The organism is Sphingobacterium sp. UBA7855, from assembly GCA_002500745.1.
Lineage (GTDB): Bacteria > Bacteroidota > Bacteroidia > Sphingobacteriales > Sphingobacteriaceae > Sphingobacterium.
Map to the genome: position 1 here is coordinate 459,117 of DLST01000010.1, position 14,500 is coordinate 473,616.

Annotated in this window: 10 protein-coding genes; 5 read left to right on the forward strand and 5 right to left on the reverse strand. The window is 39.6% G+C overall.

Annotation, left to right across the window (positions count from 1 at the left end; translation table 11 throughout):
* Positions 1–78: 78 nt before the first annotated feature.
* Positions 79–585 carry a GNAT family N-acetyltransferase gene (locus tag B2107_RS08195; protein ID WP_293954866.1) on the reverse strand — a complete coding sequence of 169 codons (507 nt, stop codon included), beginning with the start codon at positions 583–585 and terminating at the stop codon, positions 79–81.
* A gap of 74 nt (positions 586–659) precedes the next feature.
* Here B2107_RS08195 and B2107_RS08200 point away from each other — a divergent pair, with 74 nt between their 5' ends.
* Complete coding sequence (locus B2107_RS08200) at positions 660–1,187, forward strand: SRPBCC family protein (RefSeq protein WP_293954868.1); 528 nt, start codon at positions 660–662, stop codon at positions 1,185–1,187.
* 129 nt (positions 1,188–1,316) lie between these two features.
* Here B2107_RS08200 and B2107_RS08205 read toward each other — a convergent pair whose 3' ends face one another.
* Both B2107_RS08205 and B2107_RS08210 read right to left on the reverse strand, forming a co-directional pair.
* On the reverse strand, positions 1,317–1,937 hold the full coding sequence (locus B2107_RS08205; RefSeq protein WP_293954870.1) for a hypothetical protein: 621 nt from the start codon (positions 1,935–1,937) through the stop codon (positions 1,317–1,319).
* Positions 1,938–3,436: 1,499 nt separating this feature from the next.
* Positions 3,437–4,276 (reverse strand): DUF4846 domain-containing protein, encoded by an 840-nt coding sequence (locus tag B2107_RS08210; RefSeq protein WP_293954872.1) that lies wholly within the window; start codon positions 4,274–4,276, stop codon positions 3,437–3,439.
* Positions 4,277–4,434: 158 nt separating this feature from the next.
* Between B2107_RS08210 and B2107_RS08215 the strand changes: the two genes are divergently transcribed.
* The 3 genes from B2107_RS08215 (at position 4,435) to B2107_RS08225 (ending at position 9,885) form a co-directional block, all read left to right on the forward strand.
* Positions 4,435–7,857 carry a glycosyltransferase gene (locus tag B2107_RS08215; RefSeq protein ID WP_293954874.1) on the forward strand — a complete coding sequence of 1,141 codons (3,423 nt, stop codon included), beginning with the start codon at positions 4,435–4,437 and terminating at the stop codon, positions 7,855–7,857.
* 122 nt (positions 7,858–7,979) lie between these two features.
* The gene (locus B2107_RS08220) at positions 7,980–9,503 is read left to right on the forward strand and encodes an NAD(P)H-hydrate dehydratase (RefSeq protein WP_293954876.1); all 1,524 of its coding nucleotides are present in this window, start codon (positions 7,980–7,982) and stop codon (positions 9,501–9,503) included.
* The gene (locus B2107_RS08225) at positions 9,484–9,885 is read left to right on the forward strand and encodes a GNAT family N-acetyltransferase (protein ID WP_293954878.1); all 402 of its coding nucleotides are present in this window, start codon (positions 9,484–9,486) and stop codon (positions 9,883–9,885) included. Before B2107_RS08220 ends, B2107_RS08225 begins: the two co-directional genes overlap by 20 nt.
* A gap of 68 nt (positions 9,886–9,953) precedes the next feature.
* On the opposite strand, the gene B2107_RS08230 is transcribed toward B2107_RS08225, so the two are convergent.
* Positions 9,954–10,541 carry a sugar O-acetyltransferase gene (locus B2107_RS08230; RefSeq protein ID WP_293954880.1) on the reverse strand — a complete coding sequence of 196 codons (588 nt, stop codon included), beginning with the start codon at positions 10,539–10,541 and terminating at the stop codon, positions 9,954–9,956.
* Positions 10,542–10,755: 214 nt separating this feature from the next.
* Between B2107_RS08230 and B2107_RS08235 the strand changes: the two genes are divergently transcribed.
* Positions 10,756–12,969, forward strand: a complete 2,214-nt coding sequence (locus tag B2107_RS08235; protein WP_293954882.1) for a glycosyltransferase family 4 protein — start codon at positions 10,756–10,758, stop codon at positions 12,967–12,969.
* On the opposite strand, the gene B2107_RS08240 is transcribed toward B2107_RS08235, so the two are convergent.
* Complete coding sequence (locus B2107_RS08240) at positions 12,941–14,425, reverse strand: glycoside hydrolase family 130 protein (RefSeq protein WP_293954884.1); 1,485 nt, start codon at positions 14,423–14,425, stop codon at positions 12,941–12,943. The two genes, B2107_RS08235 and B2107_RS08240, sit on opposite strands and share 29 nt — an antisense overlap.
* Positions 14,426–14,500: the final 75 nt, after the last annotated feature.

The window sequence follows — 14,500 nt, forward strand, 5'->3', positions numbered from 1 at the left end:
TTTGCGCAGGAAGCTGACCTATCGTACTAATAGGATTTATTATACGGTTATAAGCTTCATTTTTGCACAGCTTTCATATTACCCATTAGTTTTCCATTCAGATTTCCTAATCTGCATGTTGAGGCTTTTCCAGGTTTCATCCCCAATGGATACTTCCGAACTAATGTTTTCGTTGATCCGAAAACCTACTTCTTGATAGCATCGAATGGCATTGACATTCCATTCATAGACATTTAGATCAGCTATGCCATAGTTACCGTCTATAAAAAGTAGCTTCAGGAGTGCATTTACAGTGCTTTTGCCATAGCCTCTATTCCGGTCAGAGCTTTTCGCAATTAAAATACGGCAAAGTCTTGGGGTATTCCGCTCGAAGTTTAATTCACAATGACCAATAATTTCTTTAGTTGCTGTATCAGTTATTTTAAAGATTTGTCGCTTTGGATCTGTAATGTATTTTTCAAGTTGCTGGTCGGTAATCGGAAAAGCAAAATAAGGGCCTGCAAACTGTAAGAGTTCACGCGCTGATCCAATCCACGATTTAAATAGTGTGAAATCTGACTTTTCGAATTGAATAAGTGTTACCATTATTGTTGTTTTTTTTGTAGCCATTCCGATAGCGCAGGTCCAATTTATACAATTTTTGGCAACCGATTCCAAAGATGTCCGCTAATTTCACGAAATTCACACAAAATTTAGTACAGGACATTATGCCGCAGCTTATTTTTGATACCTTTATAGAGGCTCCTTTGTCTGTGGTTTTCGACCTGGCACGTAGTATTGATCTGCATAAGTATTCTGCAAAGAAGACTGGAGAGGAGTCAATTGGAGGGGTGACGACTGGTTTGATCGAGATGGGGCAGCAGGTTAGGTGGCGTGCAAGACATTTCGGGGTCAGGCAAACGTTAACTGTGCGGATAACAGCCATGGAACGGCCTTATTTTTTTGAAGATAAAATGGTCCACGGGATGTTTTATTCCATGGAACATCAGCATTTCTTCGAAGAAGTTGAACATGGAAAAATAATCATGCGCGATATTTTTAATTTCGAAGCACCGTTTGGTGTTCTGGGAAAATTTGCGGAATCTCTCTTTTTAACACGTTATATGCGAAAGTTTATTGAAGAGCGCAATCAGGTAATCAAAGAAGTTGCTGAATCTGGTCGTTATGTGGACTATATACCCGAATAGCTTTTTTACTAGAAGCGAAAGATTGATCGCCTTCGGTTAGCGCATTTTGCTATTGGTCTAAAATCTTATCAAGGGTAGTGTTGACCTTTCCTATTGTTCTCCCGAAAAAATCCCTGAGATCCCCTGTATTTAATCATTCCGTGCAACAACATCCAGGTTTGGATTTTTCTTAAGAAGTTGCTCTTGTATAAAATCAAAAGCGCCTTTTTGATTCATAGTCACCTGGTGGATTTTGTTGAATTCATTGAAAAAATAGACGCGGTAGCTATTAGGGCCCCGGTAATTGCGTATGATTTTCGTTTCAATGCGATGGATCTGATCAATTTCAATGCATTTATTTCCGATCAGCGGGAAAAATAGAATCTCATTTTTAAAAAAAACATAAGGTGCTATCGCTGAAAAGATGCGGGTCAATCGCTTGGTGTATTGCTCGTAGGTAGCAAGGTCCTCGCTGTTTAGATCCTGTAGTACCCGAATAAATTTTTGGTTCTTCCTGTAAACTACCCAGCATAAAAGTCCAAATATAAAACCTAAATAAATGAAAAGAATCGATAGGGTAGGGAGTGATTTGTAGAAAAATGTAAGTCTGTCTTCAATGCCTAGCCAATGTTGAAAAAAGGCGGACAGGAAAAATCCGTAGCAAAAGGCGAATATAGAGAGGAAAATTCCGATGATTACATTGCGGGTCCTCCTGATCTTTTTGAGCTCTATTTTTAAAAAGAATGGCAATGCTGAAAGTTCGTAGCTCATAAAATTTTTTAAAATTTAAATATACAAAAATGCTTTGTGTTCTTCATTGAAAATTGAATCTTATTAATTTATAAGCTGTATTTATATGATGTGTAACTTTATGTTTTGTTATATAGTTAATTGTATTATATCTATTTATGTTTTTAATATGTCGCTTATGTATTGTCTGTTATTTTTAAGCTCATTTTTACTGATTTGAAGAATTCTATTTTCAATTTTTCTTTTTGTAATTGCCATTACTCGACTGAGCTGTTTTAGCTCGTATGTGCTATTCTATTTATTGGTGGTGTATTAGGTAGAGGAATAGAATATACTGTCTTAAATCGATTAAAAATACTATTACAAGCTATATCCTAGGGCAACAGTATATTTGGTCCTTCTGATTGAATCAACTATGTGGAAAAATAGGCAAAATTTTTATTGATTAAGCGTCTTTTCATCTATATTGCCATTTAGAGGCTTTTTGGCTTCATTGTAATTCCCCGCCGCTATAAGTTTGCTTGAATTTCCATTTATTGCTCTAGATCGCGCTAAATGCCTGCTTAATCGAAAGTAAATACATTGCGACGACCCATGTCGTCTATATCGATCTATATCAATGCAGCATGGATAAGTTTAAAGGGGCATGATATAACTGATCGCTATAGAGCGATGCCGTTTAATACAGTAAAAAGATTGGATAAAATTTTATCCAATCTTTTTATTGTATTAAATAAGCATTATATGTCATTTTAATTGGTAATTTTTCTATTTATATAAGTTACGTAAAATATTGTTTTTTAGATATTAATAATTATTTATTTCGGTATTTTTGCGACGGTATGCAATATCATGTAAAATCACCTTTATAGTCAGTAAATATTAACCTTTTTTTAAAATTTAATCCAAAAGAAAGACGGAGAAAGGGCGGTCAAAGAATGATAAGCTATTAGAAAATGTAATCATTTTCCTTGTTTACAACGCTGCTTAACTAAAATGTGTACTATTTTCAATTGTTTGTATGGGGACTGACCTCATTGTTATACCTGTCTCGATATCATGACTGTTTCTCATGCTTCATGTAACTTATCCGTATATAAGACTATTGTATAAATTGAGGTTAGGGTGTCATAGATACTTTTTTTTTATATAAAAATCTTATTTTCATATTTATTATGTTCTTTATGTCAAGGTTTAGTTGTGCTTATTTAATAAGCACAGGTCGACACAACATTACCTTGAAGACAAGTCTGCCATCATAATGTTTAGTGTTATTATCAAGCTTTATTTGAAAGGATATGCATTTTAGTCAATAGAATTATTCCTTTAAAGAGCTCATTATTGAATTGGCTAACGGCCGCTTTTTGAAGCATTGCCGAAAGCTTTTTTGGTATGATCTTAAACTCATGGTGTAATGGGTTATGTTGCTGTTTTGAACAAAATTATAGCCGCTTACCGCAGTTGGCAAAGTTTTGCTAGCAACCAGCCAAAGAGTTTAGTTTGATTGCAACCGCTTTAGGCTATTCCCAAGTTTTGAGGTTTTTTGGATAAAATGTCCATTCAGGAGTTTTTATTATGTCCTGATCTATATCATACCAAGGACTGAGTTTGCTATCATTCCAATTGTTTAAAATTTGTATATCTTGAGCTGGCATGTAGCTTTGGGCGAGTAGCACAATTGTTTTTCCGCTATTATTCTTGGCCAGATCAACAACGATAACTGCATGGCCAATAGGCGATCCTTTTTGAATAAAAGTGTCTCCAATTTTAACTTCTTGGGTAGTGTTTACTTGATGAAGTTCGTCGTGTAGCGAAGCGGTATTTGCATAGGCGAAGATGTATTCCAAGTACTTCCAATAGGTCGGGTAGGAGTAGTCTCCCTTTGCGTAGTTTGTATACGCTCGGGGTTTGCCATCCGAGAGAAAGTTAAATTTTATATCCTTATAGCGCTTTTGTCCGTATAAATAATCCGCCCTGAGTCGCATGATTGCATCGGCGCACTGATGTAAATCTCGTTTTCCTATGTGCAGTTTTACAACACTATTGTAGATGTTTTCTCTACGTTTAATCTTTCCATTGTAATAATGTACCTCCTGATCGATAGAATAAAGTGGGAGATTTTCAAGAAAACTCCCAAATGCAACAGTTTTGTATTGCAGCCTTTTGAATCCTTCTGGTAATAGAAAGCGTGATTTAATGGTCATTCCATTAGGGTCAATAAATTGGTATCCGTCCGTCCGTATAGCTTCCTTGGATGCCGAATCGATACTTTGTGTTTTCGATGCGGTGATATTGGGCTGTCCACAACCAAGAAAAGCCTGACAAGAGAACAAGGGGATGAGTATAGTTAGTGGTCTCATAGTTCTACATAGTATATTACAATTTAACGAATATACTTAAATTTATGGGGAAATCGGGAGAAGAGTAAGGCTTTAAAATTAAGAAATTTTTAAGCTATTGATTTGCTCTTTGGATCATTTTCTGATGTAGCTTAGCCGAAGTTAATGAGAATACTATTATGTCAGAAAAACAGATTTTTCAGACGTCGAGCAAAAAGCGCTGGTACGCTTTTTCTTGGATGAGCAGGGCATTGGTGATTGGTTTGATCATTGGTGTTATAGGTGTAATTTATACATTAGGTAAGATCCAGATTCCTCCGTTCCCAATAATTAATACCAACACGCCGTTGACTGAAAAGTCTACTGCCAGATTAAAGAAATCAAAACAATTCAAGGAATTTACCATTTTAAAATCCGAATTGGAGAAAATCAAATATGATCGTGATCGCAAGCATCTAAAACATATTGGCTCAAAAAGTAGGATCAATATGGGATTTTACGTCAGTTCCTGGTCAAACGAAGTCCGTGAGCAGTCCCTATCTGATTTACGCCGCAACATCGGTCATTTGGATATGGTCGCCATGGAGTCATTTTTTACAGTACCCAATCAGGATACGGTGGTAGATAAAGCGGATACTGCCGCGCTCAAGGTTATTCATCAGTATAAGCGTAAAGCTATCGCACAGATTTCAAATTTTAGTGGTAACGATTTTGACGGGCAAACCGTAAAAGCAATCTTAGTTGATCCAGAAAAACAACAACGTTTTATAGACGATATTCTGTTAAAAGTGAAGCGAGATGGTTTTGGGGGAGTAAATATTGATTTTGAAAACTTACAATTGGACGACCGGAAGTCATTAAATGATTTTATGGCTCACATTTATACCGTGTTTCATACCGAGGGGCTTCTTGTGTCGCAGGATATTTCGCCCGAAAATGATGATTACGACCCGATTGCCTTGCAGAAATATAATGATTACATAATCTTAATGGCCTATGATCAGCATTCCATTGAAAGTAATGCAGGCGCTATCTCCCATCAGGCATGGGTCGAAAAAAATCTCGATGAGCTCTGTAGTAAGGTCAATGCGGACAAGGTAATTTTGGCGTTGGCATGTTATGGCTATGATTGGCCTAAAGGTAGTGTTGGACAGACATTGACTTATGATAATGCAGTCATTTTGGCGCATAATTACAATGCCAAGATTGCTTTTAATCCCGAATCGGCAAATCTAAGTTTTAGTTATACCGACGGAGGAGGAATGCATCATGATGTTTACTTCACAGATGCAGCAACCTATTTTAATCTTATCCGTAAAGCAGATGACTGGGGATTAGCCGGTATTGCTCTTTGGCGTTTAGGTAGTGAAGACGCCCGTTTATGGTCTTTTATTTCAAGATCATTAAGTCAAGAAAGCTTAAAGAAAGATCCATTTGACTTTGGAAAGATACAACAAATCCTTGTTGGAGGGATTCAATATATTGGCGATGGGGAGATTTTGGATTTGGTGAATAGCCCGGTTCCTGGGGAAGTTAAATTTACTTACGATTCATCGACGCTAATGATTCAGGACCAAGTGTATGTAAAAACACCGAGCAATTACGTTATTAAGCGCTTTGGAGAAAGAGACAAGACGGTGGTGCTCACATTTGATGATGGGCCTGACCCTACTTATACGCCACAAGTATTGGACATCTTAAAAAAAGAACGTGTTCCGGGAGCTTTCTTTCTTGTGGGTATGATGGCTGAGAAAAATATGGATCTGGTCCGTCGCGAATACCAGGAGGGACATGAAATCGGTAACCATACTTTTTTTCACCCCGATATGTCCACAATAGGGCCAAATCGTGTTAAGTTCGAGTTGAACGCGACCCGAAAGATCATTGAATGTATAACCGGTCATAGTACAATTCTTTTCAGAGCTCCTTTTAATGCGGATGCCGAACCACAGACGGTGGCCGAAATTCTGCCCGTGGCCCAGAGTCGTAAAGAGAACTATATCAATATTGGCGAATACATCGATCCCAACGATTGGGTACCTGGCCGTACAGCAGATGAAGTCTATAATGAAGTCATCAAACAACGCGATAATGGAAACATTATCCTATTACATGATGCTGGAGGCAATCGAGAAGCGACCATAGCCGCCCTGCCACGTATTATTCATTATTTTAAATCTCATGGATATAAATTTGCAACGATTGGTGATTTAATGGGCAAAAAACGAGATGAATTGATGCCACCTGTTGAAAATGCTTCCGATTCGGGATTTAGTGGATCTTCCAACCGCTTGTTCTTAGGAACCTTGTTTTATGGTAACATCTTCTTGAATCTGGTTTTTTCCATTGCGATTGTATTGGCAATTTTTAGAACAGCAATGATCGCTTATTTGGCAATCCGGCAAAAGCGAAGGAGTAAAAAGGAACATTCCCAATTGATAGTTGATCCTCAAGACAAGGTGAGCGTTATTATTCCTGCCTATAATGAAGAAATAACCGTACTGGCGACGATAAAAAGTCTTTTGAATTTGGATTATCCAGATTATGAATTGGTTTTTGTGGATGACGGATCGAAAGACAAAACGTTTGAGCTGGTTAGTAAGGTGTATGGCGACCATCCTAAAGTAAGGCTGTTTACCAAACAAAATGGGGGCAAAGCTTCTGCGCTTAACTATGGTATCCAACAATCCCAAGCGCAGTTTGTGCTCTGCATCGATGCCGATACGCAACTAAAGACAAATGCATTAAAAGAATTGATGAAGTATTTTAATAAGGACCAGGTTGCAGCGGTTGCCGGAAGTGTGAAGGTCGGTAATGTACATAATATTTTGACGCATTGGCAATCGATCGAGTACATCACGTCACAGAATATGGATCGACGAGCCTTTGATCTGCTCAATATGATATCGGTAGTGCCTGGAGCAATTGGCGCCTTTCGTAAATCCGCTCTTTTGGAGGTGGGGGGATTTACAACCGATACCCTGGCGGAAGATTGTGATTTAACCATGCGTATATTAAAAGCCGGCTATATCGTTCGTAATGCATCAGAAGCAATCGCGTATACCGAAGCGCCAGATACGGTTGGCATGCTCTTTAAGCAAAGATTCCGCTGGAGTTTTGGTGTATTGCAAAGTTTTTGGAAGAATAAACAGACCTTATTAAATCCGAGATACGGCTATTTTGGTATGGTTGGAATGCCCAATATCCTGATCTTTCAGATTATTCTTCCGCTATTTGCACCTTTGGCCGACATATTTATGCTGTTCTCCTTGGTAAGCGGTCTTTTCTCCCTAAGTGAGGTAAATGGTATCAGCTGGACAGGAATTGCCGGATTGTTTTCATTGCATACGGGTTTTGGTCAGGTGATGTTCTATTACTTCCTATTTGTTGCCGTCGATATTTGCTTTGCGGCTATTGCGTTTAAATTGGAAGGAGAAAAGCTCGTCAACTTAATTTATTTGTTTCCACAACGTTTTTTCTGGCGCCAATTGATGTACTTCGTCTTATTTAAGTCGGTCAAAAAAGCCATTAAAGGAGAATTAAATACATGGGGTACCCTGAAACGAACTGGAGGAGTGAAGCAGGTCACCGCAAGTGAATAGAAAGCGCTCATTGACAGCGAAAGCTTGGATCTGCATGTACATCACTATCCTTAGCCAAAAAGTATACTGATATTTTTATTTGATCTCAGGATTAGTTACTTTCAATAAAAATAAGAAGAACGATGAAGATACTATCCGCTCAGCAAATGAGGAGCATCGATGGCGAAACATTAAAAGATCAAGGTGTCAACAGCCTGGATCTTATGGAGCGTGCTGCAACTGTTGTTTTCGAGGAAGTTAAAAGACTTCATTCCCGGATGGAGCGTGAAACATTTTACATTTTTTGTGGCAAAGGGAATAATGGTGGTGATGGCCTGGTTCTTGCTCGCTTATTGAATCAAGAGCAGGCAATGGTAAAGGTCTACATCGTCGATGTGGAGGAGTATTCCGCTGACAATCTTGCTAATCAAAAGCGTTTGTCCAACCAGGTAATCCAAAAGATCAATCCCGAAGAGCAAGTGGATATTCCTTCCAATGCAATCGTACTGGATTGCCTGTTTGGTTATGGGTTAAATACAGTCCTCACAGCAGAATGGAATGGTATTATTTCGAGTATAAATGGATGCGGTGCAAGAATATACTCAGTGGATATGCCTTCTGGGCTTCTAGCGGATAAAAATACGCCGCCTGATGCTCTAGTTGTTAGGGCAGACTTTGTGTTTACCTTTCAGGCGCCCAAGCTCGCCTTGCTACTGCCGGAAAACCAATGGTATGTCAAAGACTTTAAGGTGTTGGATATCAATCTCAGTCGGCTGGCCATTGACGAAACAGAAACTGATCTCTTTTATGTTGATCAGCTCCTTGTCGCTTCTTTTTATCGAAAGCGACGGAAATTTGATCATAAAGGGACATTTGGTCATACGTTGATTATTGGCGGGAGTAAGGGTAAAATGGGAGCTGTGCAGCTTGCGTTACGAGCAGCCCTTCGCGCCGGATGCGGTTTAGCCACAGCATATGTGCCCGCTTGTGGCCATACGATCTTACAGACTGCTGTGCCCGAAGCAATGATCTTGACAGATCCTGAAACGGATTTTATTACCCAAATCCCCAACATCACGAGTTATCAGTCTATTGGTATGGGTATTGGTATGGGTACAACGCAATATACTATTGATGCCTTAAAGGTATTTATTTCTACTAAAAGTAATACCCCGTTGGTATTAGATGCCGATGCATTGAATATTCTAGCTCGAGATCCTGATCTATGGGCATTTGTACCGGCAGACAGTATATTGACTCCACATCCAAAAGAGCTTAGTCGAATATTGGGTCCTTGGAAGGATGATTTCGAAAAGATGGAAAAAGTAAAAGCTTTCGCCGTCAAACACCAATTTTATATGCTGGTTAAAGGGGCCAATAGCATGATGGTTATGAACGATGGGGCACTCTATTTCAACAGTACAGGGAATGTTGGGATGGCGACGGGTGGCAGTGGCGATATCCTGACAGGTATCATCGCAGCGCTTCTAGGACAGGGGTATTCATCCAAACAAGCTCTAATTATGGGTGTATATATCCATGGGCGTGCAGCAGATATTGCGGTAGAGAAGATTGGAGTCTATTCCTTGTTGCCTTCCGACACAATCAACTATCTTTCCAGTGCACTGATTGGATTAGAACAGGAGTATGATGGATTGGTACATTGAGCAAGTTTTTGCTGCCCGAACTTGGAAACTGCGAAAAGAAGTCTTTTCTCCCGAGGGGAAGCTTGGTGAAGTAATGCTAGATGGCGATTTTGAAGCCACGCATTTTGCAGCCTACGATGGAAATGATGTCGTTGGTGTTCTCAGCCTGATTTCTCTCGGCGATAACTACATCATCCATTTTCTTGCCGTTGCCCCACATGTTAGAATGCAGGGGATAGGCACGGCATTATTAGGCTACGCTAGACGATTTATAGGTACATTTAATGGTAAAATTGTGCTAGCCGAAGCCCTTCTTGATCAACAGCACTTTTGGAAAAAGAACGGTTTTGATGCGGTAAAGCAAAAGGATACCACCGTCACCTATTCATTAGCGCTAAGGTAATTTTATTCGCCAAGGTCAGTAAATACAATAATAGGGTGCTCCTGGTTCATCCAGCATGTGTGGCTTTACTAACTTTCGACGTAGTCGATTCGATCCGATTCAGTTATCGGGCGAAGGATCCGGCAAGGATTGCCAGCCGCTATGACGTTTGATGGAATATCTTTAGTAACGACTGATCCAGAGCCAATCACCGAATTTCTTCCAATCCGCACGCCGGGATTGACAACAACATGCCCACCTATCCATACGTTATCTTCGATAACGATTGGAAGCGCAAATTCCCAGCCTTGATTTCTTGCTTCAAAATGAAGGGGGTGACCGGCGGTGAATAGGCTCACATTGGGTCCAAACAGTACATTATCGCCGATAGTAACTGGAGCACAGTCTAAAATAGTGCAACTATAATTGCTGTAAAAGTTTTCACCAATAGTAATGTTATAGCCGTAGTCACAACGAAATGGAGGCTCAAGAAAAAAACGATGTCCTGTTGCGTTAAATAGTTTCTGAATAATCTGTTTTCTAAATTTGATTTGTTTAGGTTCCGAATCGTTAAATCGCTTAAGCTCTTCTTTGGCGTATTGCCTATCTTTAAATAACTGTCCATCCGAATCAAGATAGGGAAGGCCGGCAATCATTTTTTCTTTTGGTGATTTCATTCAGTACTTCCTTTTAGTTGGCAAACATAGACAAATTGATGTTTAAATACAATACTAATCTAACGACCGTTCATAGGGGATTCACCCCCCAAGTACCTTTTCTTTGAATTCCTCCCTATGTGACAAAACAATTTTCGTCCGAAAAGCATTTAGATAATGTAGCACACATCTGCTTCAGCCTAGTTCTGGGCTTTATCCAATAATTATTATTGCAATGAAGATCGCTTATATAAGTACCTATTTACCGAAAGAATGTGGTATTGCCACCTTTACATCAGATTTGTTGCAGGCTGTTTCGCTGCATAATGAGGAATTGACACAACATGTTTTTGCTGTTGCGGACCGGGATTATGTATATCCCAATGAAGTTGTTTTCCAAATAGACCAACATGCTCAGCTGTCGTATATCGAAGCGGCCAACTATATTAATGAAAACGGTTACGATTGTGTGATATTGGAGCACGAGTACGGTATCTTTGGTGGTAATAGCGGGATGTATATCTTATCCTTGATCAATGCACTGCATATTCCATTACTGGTTAATTTTCACACCATCCTGGAAAAGCCGAATGTCGATGAGAAAGCTATTCTTATTGAAATTGTTAAGCGGGCTTCGATTGTTACTGTGATGAGCAATTATGCGATAACATTACTCAAAAATATTTATAGGGTCAATACGACAAAAGTTGTATTAATACATCACGGAGTGCCAGAATTTACCTTGGATCATGAACTTGCAAAGTTTAAAAAAGGCCTGTCAGGGAAGAAGGTTCTGTTAACTTTTGGTTTTTTGGGACGAAATAAGGGTATTGAAATGGTGATTGAATCTCTACCCGAAGTGGTCAAAAATGAGCCTGATCTAGTATACCTCATCGTTGGTAAAACACACCCGAATGTATTGGCGCATTCGGGGGAGGAATATCGGGAGTATCTCGGCAGTCTAGTAGAAGCCTACCATTTGGAGGAACATGTCCGATTTGTTAATTCCTTCGTCAGCCAGTCCGATCTTGTCGAGTATCTATGCGCCTGCGACGTCTATGTCACTCCTTATATTAACGAGGCGCAGATTACCAGTGGGACATTATCGTATGCCATCGGAGCGGGAGCAGCGGTAGTGTCTACTCCTTATTGGCATGCCAAGGAATTGCTTGCCGATGGAAGAGGAGTACTGGTTGAATTTAAAAATTCAGCCGGAATGGCTGAAGTGCTTAAAAATCTGTTCTCAAATTTAGATTATCGCACCACATTGAGAGAAAATGCGAGCGCGTTCGGAAGAGAGTTAACCTGGAAAAATATAGGCCTTCGTTATACGCGGGTTTTGGAAAGAATCATTCCAACCTCCGACAGCCTGAAAGAAAATGTAGCCTTTACAAAAGATGAAATGCCCAAATTCAGTTGGAAGCATATTGATCGACTTACTAATCAAGTCGGTATCTTGCAGCATGCAACGTATTCACTGCCAAACTACAAAGAAGGCTACTGCATCGACGATAATGCCAGAGCACTTCTACTCACCTTATTGGCTCAAGATGATTTTGCTGATAAGAAGTTAGATCGTCGTATCTCCACTTACCTCAGTTATATCTATTATCACCAGCGCGAAGATGGACTATTTCATAATTTTATGGATTTCCAGCATAATTTTCTCGATGACGTTGGTTCGGAAGATTCTTTTGGGCGGACAATATGGGCCTTGGGCGTACTTCTTCGTAAAACTGAATTGACTAGCTACTATCAATTGGGACGCGAATTATTTTTTAGAGCTGTGCCAAATTTCAGTCAGTTGCGCTCCATCCGTGCGATAGCATATACCGTATTGGGAATTGCAGAATATTTGCATGACCAATCCAACGATGAAGTAATGATAGAGTTGATGCGTACTCTTATTGGTAAGTTGGTGTGGGAATATGACGCCAGTTCTGATGAACATTGGCAATGGTTTGAATCAGTATTGACTTATGACAATGCGATATTGCCCTATGCGTTGTTGGCCGCAAGTTCATTTTTAAACGATGATAAAATAAAACATTTAGGACTATCTACACTCAAATTTCTCGAAAGCATAACCATACAAAATGGCACGCTTTCATTGGTTGGAAATCAGGAATGGGCCAAGCAAGGCAAGCATATCAGCAAATTTGGCCAGCAGCCTCTTGATGTAACGGCGATGGTATTTATGTATCGCGAAGCATTTAAACTGACGAAGAAGAAAATCTATTTTAACCGAATGATTGCCTCGTTTCGCTGGTTTTTGGGAGAAAATGATCTTCGTCTTGGACTTTATGACGAGGAGACCAAGGGTTGTTGCGATGGTTTGGAATCGTATGGCATCAATAGAAACCAAGGGGCTGAAAGCACCCTGTGTTTCTATTTAGCTTATATTGAAGTATATCGTGCTTTTAAAGATACCGATCAGGGTTTAAGATAGCGAGTAGTAAATCTTCGAGTTTGATAGTTGCGTAAGTGGACTCATAATCAGACATTGCATACGGTAAAATGAGGTAGTCATTGTGTACAATCGCTCCACAAGAATAAATGACGTTAGGTACGTATCCTTCTCGTTCTTCATCATTTGGTGTCATCAAGGGGCTATGTAGGCGACCAATTTCAACATGGGGGTTATCCAGATCCAAAAGGGAGGCCCCCAAAACATACTCACGCATTGGCCCTACGGCATGGGTAAGGATCAGCCAGCCATATTGTGTTTCTATTGGCGACCCGCAATTACCAATCTGCACAAATTCGTATGGATATTCGGGCTCTTGAATGCGGATTGCCGTTTCCTGCCATATATTAATATTATTAGAGTAAGCAATATAATTGTTCTCACCGTCGATGCGGCAGAGCATGGCATATCGTCCGTTTATTTTTCGTGGAAATAATGCGGCACCCTTATTGGCGATTTCACCATAGATAGGTTTCACTTTAAAATGGTAAAAATCTTTTGTGGTCAATAGCTTAGGGAGAATGCTAAATCCGTCATAGGCGGTATAGGTTGCATAATATACGCTCTCACCCTTCTCATCTTTGAACTGCACAAACCGGGCATCTTCAATACCTCTTTTTTCGGTGTCAGCGAGCGGAAATATCACGCGTTCTGAAATAGAAGTGTCCCAGGAGAATGTCATTTCATAATGCGAGGAAGCGAGCCAGAATGCCTGCTGTAAAAATGTCACATTTTCAAGGTTTTCCTCGCTATCATGGCGCACTTCATCAATATACCGCTTCAATTCCTCGTAAGTAAAGGTATCTGTCAGTTTTGCCTCCAGTTTAGACTTTACTTCAGTGGGATCGGCATGTAACTCATTCATTTTCTTTAAGAAAGATTCTTTATGATAACGATGATTTTTGACCTGAATAGGTTTGTCCAATAAACTACCGACATAGTCAATATGAATATTATTGTTAACATCCAATGTGCCCGAGCGAAAAACGATGGAAGAGACATGGCCTTCGCCAGTGGCCCTGAAACTTAGAATAACACGTTTTTCCCCTTTAAACAATTCTGTCTGGTCCGGATGTTCTATTATGGACGGATTGAACAACGCCGCAGACTCTATCGAATACTCCATGGTAAAGTAAGAGCCAATCAGTAACTTGTCAATATGACTTAGTTTCTCTTTTGAAAAAGGAATCTTTGCTAATAAGTGGCTTACCCGGTCAAAATTTCGTTCAAAGATATGAACAATGCTCCGATGCCTTTTCGTATAGCTCCGCAGGACCTGCCCAAAGACTTCTTTCCGCTGCGATTCTTTAAGGGATAAGATGCGTTTAATGACTTTGATTGTGCGATCATCTCCTAAAAAAAAGAAACGTGCTAGCACTCTTTTTTTATCTGGCTTAAAGTAAATATCTTTTCGTTCAACTTGTACTGGTTTATGCATAATATTATGTTCATGTTTACATCCTTATTAGAACGAATGGCGCCTGTCTTTTGTTTTTATTCCCAGTCAATAATC